The organism is Armatimonas sp. (genome assembly GCF_031410135.1).
Classification (GTDB): domain Bacteria; phylum Armatimonadota; class Armatimonadia; order Armatimonadales; family Armatimonadaceae; genus Armatimonas.
Genome location: NZ_JANNYP010000786.1, coordinates 1 through 9,009, shown reverse-complemented (window position 1 = coordinate 9,009; position 9,009 = coordinate 1). Strand labels below are relative to the sequence as shown.

The following is a 9,009-nucleotide window of genomic DNA, read 5'->3' as shown; positions in this document are numbered from 1 at the left end:
GGTGAAGGATCGATCCTTCACCGTTCGGCAGTTTCCGCGCGGAAACTGGGGTCACTACAATGACAAGCTGGCAGATTATCGCATGGGATGGTGAGCATCAATTCATCGTCAGCCTCGATGGTCAGTGGCAGGACGTGAAGCATCTGGATAGGCCGCTGGGTCGCGTTCTGAACACGAAGCGGGGCAAGCTCTACCAGCCTGTGAACCTGCACAGCCTCTTCAGCAAGCATGGAGGGTGGGAAGAGATCGCGCTGCCTGCGAGTGAGCAAGAGCGGGTTCTGCTTTCATTGCAAAGGGGGGAGTCGAGCTGATGGCACTCTTCACCAGCAAGGCGGATGCCTCACTGCCCCTGCTGACTCAGCTCTACCAGCTTGAGCACGACGAAATACCAGCGTGGCTGAACCTCTACAGTGGATCCGGAGTGGATCTCTCAGAAGCCGACTGGGGCCGCTTCTCCGAGCTTCTGGGTGTCGTCTGCATGGTCATGGAGGCGCTGGCAGACGAAAAGCCACCAGTGCCCGGCGCACTCAACGAGCTGAACTTCTGGATCGGAGAATATGCCAGTTCAGAAAATCCCCGCCTAAAAGCGACGGTGATTTGGGAAAATGGTCTGAGCGTCGTCCGTGAACAGGCGACACCGATCGCACTCATAAGTCAAGTTCTTACTGAACTGCTTGATTTAATTGCTACAGCACGCTCTGATAAGTCTCGAAAAGTGTCTTCCTGCTCCATTTGCGGCAATCTCTTCGTAGTGACTCGCAAAGGCGCTTCTAGGTGCTCCCAGAGGTGCAGAATGCGTGTTGGTAGTAGAAAAAGATACGCAAAAATCTTTGAGGGCTATCCAACACGGAGGAAAACAATTACCGGGAAATAGTGGTAATATCTTAGGCAACAATAGCACTGGAAAAACAAAATGACAGCCCTTGCCGGGGCTGTCATTTCAAAGCGGACAGAAGTCCACGCAATAGAGTTGTGTGTATATTCTGAGTCTAGAACCTCTTGATTCGCTCTCAAAGCGAAGATACTTGCAGACCCGCCGTTAATCTCAGAGCTGAGTTTTAACGGTGGTCGGTCTCAAAAGTAGCCCGCCCGCCTAATATTGGCGACGGGTGTAAAAACCAAAAAGATTTTCTGACATGCAGCGTGTTCGCTGGGGCTGATCCCCCCACCGCGACCGCCGCAGAAGGAAGCCCTTGCTATACCCGTCCGTAGCAAGGGCTTCGACATTTTAAGGACGCGGGAAATGAATCAACACTCTCAGGGCTTTAGTCCACAATACGACAACTACCGGCGAACGCGGCGGCGCTTTCCTTCCCAGATGCAGGGAGCCACGATAGACCGAGCTGCAGAACGGCTCTCAGTGTCCGGTCACGCTCTTTCAGACGTCCCCGCCTGGCGTCTTCTTCGGCTCCTGGGACTTGATATCGAGCGCAAAGAGCGCGAGGCAGTGAGGATCGAGCTTCAGCGTCGCCGGTTGCATGGCACAAGTGAGGAAGATCTTCGCGACCCGCTTTTTCAGGCATGGCTTTCTGGAAAGGTGGTGACCCTGTGACAGTCGAAGAGTTCCTCACCCGACAGGAACGCCGAGCAATCCAGATCCGGCTTTGCCAGACGCATTTTAAGAGAGTCTTTCTTTCCGTTTCAGGATTACGTGATGTAGAAGGGAGTCTGATGGTATGAACCAGACTCCAAAACCCAAAGCACTCCCCACGCTCTTTGATGTCATTCCCCCCGAGCTCAAGGCGCTCCCTCAGTGGGTTGGTTGGCGCTTCGTGTGGCGAGAAGGCAAGCCAGGCGAATCAGGCAAGTGGACAAAAGCCCCCTTCCGTGCTGATGGAAAAGGGCCGGCCAAATCCACCGATCCCGCGACCTGGGCAACCTTCGACCAAGCCCGTGCCAACGTCCGGCGCTTTGGCTTCGATGGTATCGGCTTCGTCTTCTCACACGAGGACCAATATTTCGGGGTAGACCTCGATGCCTGCCGAGACAAAGAAACGGGGCAGCTCACCCCCGAGGCTTCAGACTGGGTGGATCGCTTCGGGACTTACTGCGAAGTGTCCCCGAGTGGCACGGGTGTCAAGCTCATTGGCCTAGGCGCTCTCCCCGAGGGCATGAGCGGGCGCAGAAACGCCACCACGGGCGCTGAGTGCTACGACAGGGGCCGATACTTCACCGTGACAGGTCAGAGGCTTCAGGAGAGCCCTGAGAACTGCGAGGGAGCGCCTGACGTGCTCGCTGCGTTCCTTGGTCACCACTTCCCGAAGCGTGAGGCCGCGCCGGTCGCTGATCGTCCTGCCCCCAGCCCGCTAGACATGGACGATTACGAGCTGCTCGCCAAGGCCAACGGTGCCAAGGATGGGGCGAAGTTCACCTCGCTGTGGTCGGGCTCCCATGCCGGACTTCCAGGAGCGTCTGAAGCAGACATGGCCCTTGCGGGGCTTCTGCTCTTCTGGACACAAGGAGATCAGGCGCGCACTGAGGCCATGATGCGCCGGTCTGGGCTTGCTCGCGAGAAGTGGGACACGATGCGAGGCGCTCAGACCTACCTTGAGTACACCATAGCCAAGGCAGCGGAGGGAAAGACCGAGTTCTATCAGCCCGCTGGGGTTCGCGGCAATTCCGTCAATTTTGTCAAAAATGCGACATTCCCTTATAGGGGGAGAGAAGAAGAAGAAGAAGAAGAAGAAGAAGAAGAAGAAGAATTACTCTTTATAAGCAACAATTTGACAAAATTGACAAAATTGGAAAAAACTGCCAAAAATTCTGATTTCTCTGTGGAAGACGATGATGAATTTTTGAATGGGATGCCCGTTGCGGAAAAATCTGACTGGGAATCTTCTCCTCTTGCCTTTGGTTCTGAGGTTTTGCCGCCTTTCCCTAGCTGGGCTCTCCCGTCCGTACTCAAGGACTTCTCCGAGCAGGTAGCAGCCAGCGTGGGCACGGCTCCTGACCTCCCCGGCGTTCAGTCTCTGGCAGCCGTCGCCGCTGCGACTCAGAAGCACGTCGCTGTGACAGCCAAGAGTGGGTATTTCGAACCGCTTACTCTTTGGTGCATTGGGATTGCTCCGCCTGGCTCTCGTAAGAGCGCGATCATGGGCCACGTACGCAAGCCCTTTGCCACACATGAGGCCAAAGAGAACGAGCGTCGCCGCCCGGAGGTGGATAGGTTTGAGAGTGAGGAGCGCACTGCCAAGCTCAGACTCACAAGAGCTGAGGGGGCCGCAGCTAAGGGCAATCCTGGGATTGAGGTGCAGGCCGAGCTTGATACCGCCAGGCGTAACCTTTCGGAGCTGAAGCCTGTGCGCCCACTGCGCCTTCTCGCTGATGATGCCACCCCCGAGGTTCTTGCCATGATGCTCTCTGAGAATGAGGGCAGGCTTGCTGTGCTCGATGCTGAGGGTGCGGCTTTTGGGCACATGATCGGGCGCTACTCAAAAAATCCAGCGCTGGAAATCTTCCTCAAGGGGCACTCTGGAGAGGATCATACTACCGACCGAGCAGGGGGGAGCGGAACGGCTCGCCGCACTGTGAGTGTTCGTCAGGCGGCGCTTACCATCGGTTGCGCTGTTCAGCCTGAAGTACTTGCCGAGTTGCGCAAGAATAAGGAGCTGGTAGGGCGCGGCGCGCTGGCTAGGTGCCTCTTCAGCTTCTCTGAAGACACAGACGCGGCGGACGAGTTTGATACCCCTGACCTCCCTGAGCAAGTTCTTGCTGACTACCGGAACTTGATCTCCGAACTTCTCACACTCTCAGCAAGCCGAGACCTCGACGACGACGGGCAACCGATCCCTCACATGGTCGGGCTCGACAGCGAAGCGCGGGCACTTTTTACTGAGTTCTACCGAGAGGTTCAACAGGAGCGACGCGCCGAAGGGAGCGGGCTTTTCTGCGAGTGGCTCGCCAAACTCCACGGGGCCACGCTTCGCATTGCTGGTGTGCTTCACATGGCCGAGCATGGCAAGCCCGGTGCCGAGCGATCAATAAGCTCCCAGACCATGGCCGCGGCTATCGAACTGGGCAAGTACTTCTCAGCTCATGCTCAAGCTGCTCTTGCTCGCATCCGAGAGGATGAAGCCACCGAGGGAGCTTTGCGGATTCTTGGATGGGTGAAGCGAAACGCGGGGAAGGTAGCAGAACTAACCAAGCAAGGCGGCGTTTCTCTTCGGGATCTTCGTCGTCAGCTCCGAGGTTTTGAGAGTGAATCTGAACTTACTGCTTCACTCTGTACGCTTGCTTCTAGGGGCTATGCCAGAGAAGCGCCGATGCCAGAGCGTGAGGAGGGAACCAGGGGACGCAAGCCTACTGCAAAATGGCAGTTCCATCCCTCACTAGTCTGGAGTGTGGAGGTATGACTGCCATGCCAAGCGAAGGTTCGAACCTTCGGCCCACCATTCAGACTCCCGAGGGCTTTCTCGCTGAGTGCCAGCGCCGGGGAATCAAGCTCACGATCGAAGGTGAGAAGATTAGAGCCACGGGTAAGCCTCCTGCCAAACCCGAAGCCTTTGCTGCTTTCCTACGCTCTCGGAAATCTGAACTGCTCGCCCTGCTACGGCCTTCTGAGGAACCTCAGCAAGCCGCGGCAAGCCCGCTTCCCCTGGCCGCCGTCGAACCCTTGCAGGAGCAGGAGGTTCGTCAAAGCGCCCGTCAGAAGCTGCTTGAGTGGGCACTCTCCGAATCAAGCCGTGGCCTTCTGCCCGAGCTCGCCGAGCCTCTCACACTGCCCTCTGGTAACGTCGTGCAAGCGGGAGGAGCTGCCGCCTGGCTGATCGCGGCAGAATCGCGTCGGGTGGGGCTGGCTGACCATGCCGCCGCCTGGCCTGACTGTGCGCTCGCTCTTCATATCGTCGAGCGGGACATGGTCGCACTGGCTTCATGGACCGCAGTTTCCGCGCGGAACGAAGGGCGAAAACTTGAAAACTGAAATGGAAATGGAAAACTAAAATGGGATACGTCGTCTCTCAACTTCAGGCTCGCCTCGAGCTCATAGACTCTGGCTTCACCTCTGGAATGAGGCGGGCCCAGCAGGAGACCCGCAAGACCGCTTCGACCGCAGAGCAAGCCGGTCAGCGCATTCAGAAGGTCGGGGAATCCCTAAGCCGGATAGGTGGCTCCCTGACCCTCGGCGTGACCGCTCCTCTGCTCGCTCTGGGCAGGCAGTCTGTCAAGACCGCTGTGGAGCTCGATTCGCTCAAGCGTGGCCTCATCGCCATCACGGGATCAAGCGCAGAAGCAGAGCGCCAGCTCGTTCGTCTTCGCAAGATCGCAGAGCTGCCAGGTCTGGGCTTCAAAGAGGCGATTCAGGGCTCGCTGCGCCTTCAATCGGCGGGTCTTAGTGCGAAACGTGCGGAGGCGTCTCTTCGTGAGTTCGGTAATGCCATCGCGGCCGCCGGTGGTGGCAAAGAGCAGCTCGACGGCGTGACACTGGCATTGTCTCAGATTGCCAGCAAAGGCAAGGTCAGCGCGGAAGAGATCAACCAGATTGCTGAGAGATTCTATGGTGTTCGGACAGCCATGCAGGCGGCTTTTGGGACAAGCGATACAGAGATTCTCCAGAAGGCCAAGCTGACTGCCACCGAGTTCATTGATGGCGTGGTCGGTGTGCTCTCCAAAGACAAGCGTGTGGGTGATAGCCTAGCCAACCAGTTCGAGAATGCAAACCAGAAAATCAGCGACAGCCTTGCTCGAATCGGTAGCACTTTGGCCCCTAAAGCCGCGGATGCCCTTGGCGCTGTCGCTGATAAGGTTGATCTCCTCGGGAAGGCGTGGGACAAGCTCCCCAAAGAGAAGCAAGACCTCTTGGCGAACCTGGGGCTCACGGCACTTGCTGCGGGGCCTATGACCATGCTGATTGGAAATATTCTAAATCTCGCCAGTGGTCTTAAGGAACTTGGTGTATCTGCTCAGGTTCTATCGCAAGTTGGGAAGGGTGGGCTGATCGGGCTTGGCATCGGTGCGGTCATGGTGGGGGGCACACTCGCCTACAAGTACATGACGGAGAAGAACGGCAGGCAGACCGAAGAGAAGGCAGGCCGTCCTTACTACTTGGATGCCGAGGAGGAGATTCGGGGGAATCGACAGAAGATCTCCGATATCGAAGCGGCTGCTGCCGACCGTCGGAAGAACTCTGGTGGCGGTGACTCTGCTTATCTTGCTGGCATTGGCGGCCTTTTGTCACCCTCCGATCAGCAAGAGGTAAACCGGCTCAGGCAGGAAAACGCCAAGCTTGAGAGCATGGCAAGTCTGCTCCGTGGCAAGGCCGAGAAATCCGCCAAGGAAAAAGAGGCAGCAGATGCCAAAGCCAAGAGGGCAGGGATTGATGCGGTAGCCCGTGCGAAACGTTTGGAAGCTGAGGCGAAGGCGAGAAAGGAGCGAGAGGCCGAAGCCGAAAGGCTGCGCAAAGAGAAGGAGGCCAACGATAAGCGCTACCGTGAAGAAGCAGCTCAGCGACTAAAAGACGCTCAGGATCGCCTGGCCGCTCGGACCCTGCCCCCCGTGGCTCTCAAGCAGCGCGAGGCTCGCAGGCAACATCAGGAAGACAAATACTATGGTGTGCCCGATGCAGATCAGATTCTCCGTCGCACTCTTGAAAAAAACACGTTTGAGGAGGTAGGCAGTCAGCTCCGAGGCTTTAGCTTCCCTGGCCTGCTCTCGGGTGGCTTTGATGGTCTTGATGCGCTTCGCAAAGAGCAGAGTGAGAGGCAGAAGACAGCCTTCGAACGGATGGGCAAAGGCGGGATCGGCGAAACTAAGTCTCTCGTTGATTCGCTCTCTGGGACATTAAAGTCCCTTCGTGCCCTCGGTGAGGAGAACAAAAAGACGCAACTCAAGAAACTCAAGTTTGGCCTTGAGGGTGCAGCAGATTCTTACGAGAGTCAAACAGACAGCCTGACAAGCACGATGCGGTACCTACAATCGTATTCCAAAGACAAGGTTAGGGCGTATCTTCGGGTCAAGCCAGAGCGCCCACGAGACCGATTGCAGCAGTATGCCCATAACAAAGAGCATGCCTACGCAAACGCAAACGCTCTCACTGGTGACCTTGCACGGGGCGGGGGTGGCTTCGTCATGAACATGATGCGGGGGCAGTCGGGCAAGGGAGCAGCGAAGGACTTCGCGCAAACCCTCATAGAGTCTCTGAACCAGGGAGCTGGCAAAGAGATAGAGCGCGTGATCGCTCGTAGCCTCACCGATCCGATAGCAAAAGCTCTTGAGCGTGGTTTCCAGCCCTCGATAGACAAGCTGGCCAAGAGCATCGAAGCCAGCACGAAGGGCCTCAGCTTCACCGCTCAGCAGATCCTTTCGGGTGCCTACTCGCTGATGGCAATGAGCCAGCGCAAGAAGAAATTTGGCTGGGGAACCGGACTCGGGCTTGCTGCAGGTCTCCTGACCGGCGGTAGTGTCCCCACCGTTCTAGCTCTCATGAACATGGGCAACGCCGCAGACAACAACGACTTCGGCGGCGCGGTCGCGGGGGGGCTGAACCTCTTCACACAAGGGAACTGGGGCAACTCTGGCGGCGGTGGCGGAGCTACATCGGTTCCCAGCAGTCCCAATGCGCCGGCAGATGGTCGGTCAGTTAAGGGAGGTCAGTTGGCTGGAATTGCCCGGGACGAAATGAAGATTATTGCTGGCTCGAGCAGGTCTTCTGGTGGTTCATCTTCTCCGGTTGACCCTCAAGCTCTGCGGGCAATGGTCATGTCAGAGGTTGCGGTAGCTCTGAAAGACGGGCGCTCTATCGTCATCAACAACCAACAGAACATCACGAACGCGGGCTGGAATGTCAGCAGCCAGGCGGACGAGAAAAGGATCGTTGAGAACATGGCCCGTCGTGTTCGAGTCGCGACCTTGACACAGGGCTAAGAATGACTGCAAAGTGTGCCGGTTCAAGCCACCGGATTCCATCGTCAAAAAAGCCGATGGAATCCGAAGGTTCGAACCTTCGGTCCGAGGCCGACCTTCAGCGCTCCATCGTGCAGACGCTGGCCGCCGTCGGCTGCGAGTCCCTTGAGATCGGTCAAGCCAGGCGGGCAGTCACGTGCCCACACTGCAAGGGGAAGCACACTCCCACCGGGTACATGGGCAACACTCCCGGCACACCGGACCTCTTCGTCGGTCTCGCTGCGCCTGGCGCTTTCCCCGATGCCTGCTGGGTCGGCCTTGAGCTGAAGAGAAGCGCCTCTGCCCGTGTCCGCCCCGAGCAGGCCGAACTCTACGAGCGTGGCCGAGTCGCCATCGTCACGACGCCACGCGAGGCCCTGGAAGATCTTCAGGCAGTGCTACGGTCTCTTTCAGCCTACACAGCCCCCGCCGCTCTCCTGGAAGCGCTGGAGAGGCTCAAGCGGCAACTGTGAGAGCCTCAGCAAAGTGTTTGCCCTGGGCTGTGGTCTTGCTGCATTCGCGAAACGACGGTCTGGGTTCCTATTTCTGGCATTTCTGGCAACACTTCCGCGGACTGGCGTAGAGGTAGCCCGCTCATTTTTCTTGTTTGCCGAACCTTCGTTTGAGTCCTTAAACTTAGAATTAAGGACTCTTAAATCTAAGTTTTGAGACATAAACGACAAGTGTCGAAAATGTCGAACAAGGCTTCCTTGATCCGAGTTTCTTCAGTTTCTTCATGCAGTCCACGCGGGAGATATCAAAGGGAGTTTTTTCACTTTTTTCGACCCTCGCACACGCGCGGGCGCGTGAAGAGACAAACAAGGGCTCTATTTCTTTCCTTTTTTCTGCATATAGGCACGCACGGGCACAAGTCGAACAAGGGAGTTTCTGGAGTTTCTGGAGCCAGTCAAAGAGACCGCCACAAGGGAGCCTTGCTGGACACTTTTGCGAGTTTTGCGAGGCAGTAGGCAAGGGCGCGAACAAGGGAGTTTGGGGTTCTTTGCCCAACGCCCCGGAAAGGTATAGTTGGCTGAAATCTGCCCGTTCAGAGCACGGAAAACATTGATTCGCTATGTTTCCGTGATAAATCCGACTGTTCAGTATCCGTCAATACTTTTCGTGAGATGGTCG

At 57.0% G+C, this 9,009-nt stretch carries 7 protein-coding genes; all 7 read left to right on the top strand.

Translation table 11 applies throughout. The features are described from left to right. Positions 1 to 59 precede the first annotated feature (59 nt). The 7 genes from RMO15_RS28785 to RMO15_RS28755 all read left to right on the top strand — a co-directional run bounded on the left by RMO15_RS28785 (position 60) and on the right by RMO15_RS28755 (position 8,351). Complete coding sequence (locus RMO15_RS28785) at positions 60 to 311, top strand: hypothetical protein (protein WP_309721171.1); 252 nt, start codon at positions 60 to 62, stop codon at positions 309 to 311. Next, on the top strand, positions 311 to 874 hold the full coding sequence (locus tag RMO15_RS28780; RefSeq protein WP_309721167.1) for a hypothetical protein: 564 nt from the start codon (positions 311 to 313) through the stop codon (positions 872 to 874). The genes RMO15_RS28785 and RMO15_RS28780 overlap by 1 nt, the downstream gene beginning before the upstream one ends. A 369-nt stretch (positions 875 to 1,243) precedes the next feature. After that, positions 1,244 to 1,552: a hypothetical protein gene (locus RMO15_RS28775; RefSeq protein ID WP_309721164.1), complete on the top strand. Its 309-nt coding sequence runs from the start codon at positions 1,244 to 1,246 to the stop codon at positions 1,550 to 1,552. A gap of 124 nt (positions 1,553 to 1,676) precedes the next feature. Continuing rightward, positions 1,677 to 4,352, top strand: coding sequence for a DUF3987 domain-containing protein (locus RMO15_RS28770; protein ID WP_309721162.1), 2,676 nt, complete (start codon positions 1,677 to 1,679; stop codon positions 4,350 to 4,352). Positions 4,353 to 4,357: 5 nt separating this feature from the next. Beyond that, complete coding sequence (locus RMO15_RS28765; RefSeq protein WP_309721159.1) at positions 4,358 to 4,921, top strand: hypothetical protein; 564 nt, start codon at positions 4,358 to 4,360, stop codon at positions 4,919 to 4,921. An 86-nt stretch (positions 4,922 to 5,007) separates the two neighbouring features. Further along, positions 5,008 to 7,860, top strand: coding sequence for a tape measure protein (locus RMO15_RS28760; protein WP_309721155.1), 2,853 nt, complete (start codon positions 5,008 to 5,010; stop codon positions 7,858 to 7,860). Positions 7,861 to 7,916: 56 nt separating this feature from the next. Beyond that, on the top strand, positions 7,917 to 8,351 hold the full coding sequence (locus tag RMO15_RS28755; protein WP_309721152.1) for a hypothetical protein: 435 nt from the start codon (positions 7,917 to 7,919) through the stop codon (positions 8,349 to 8,351). Positions 8,352 to 9,009: the final 658 nt, after the last annotated feature.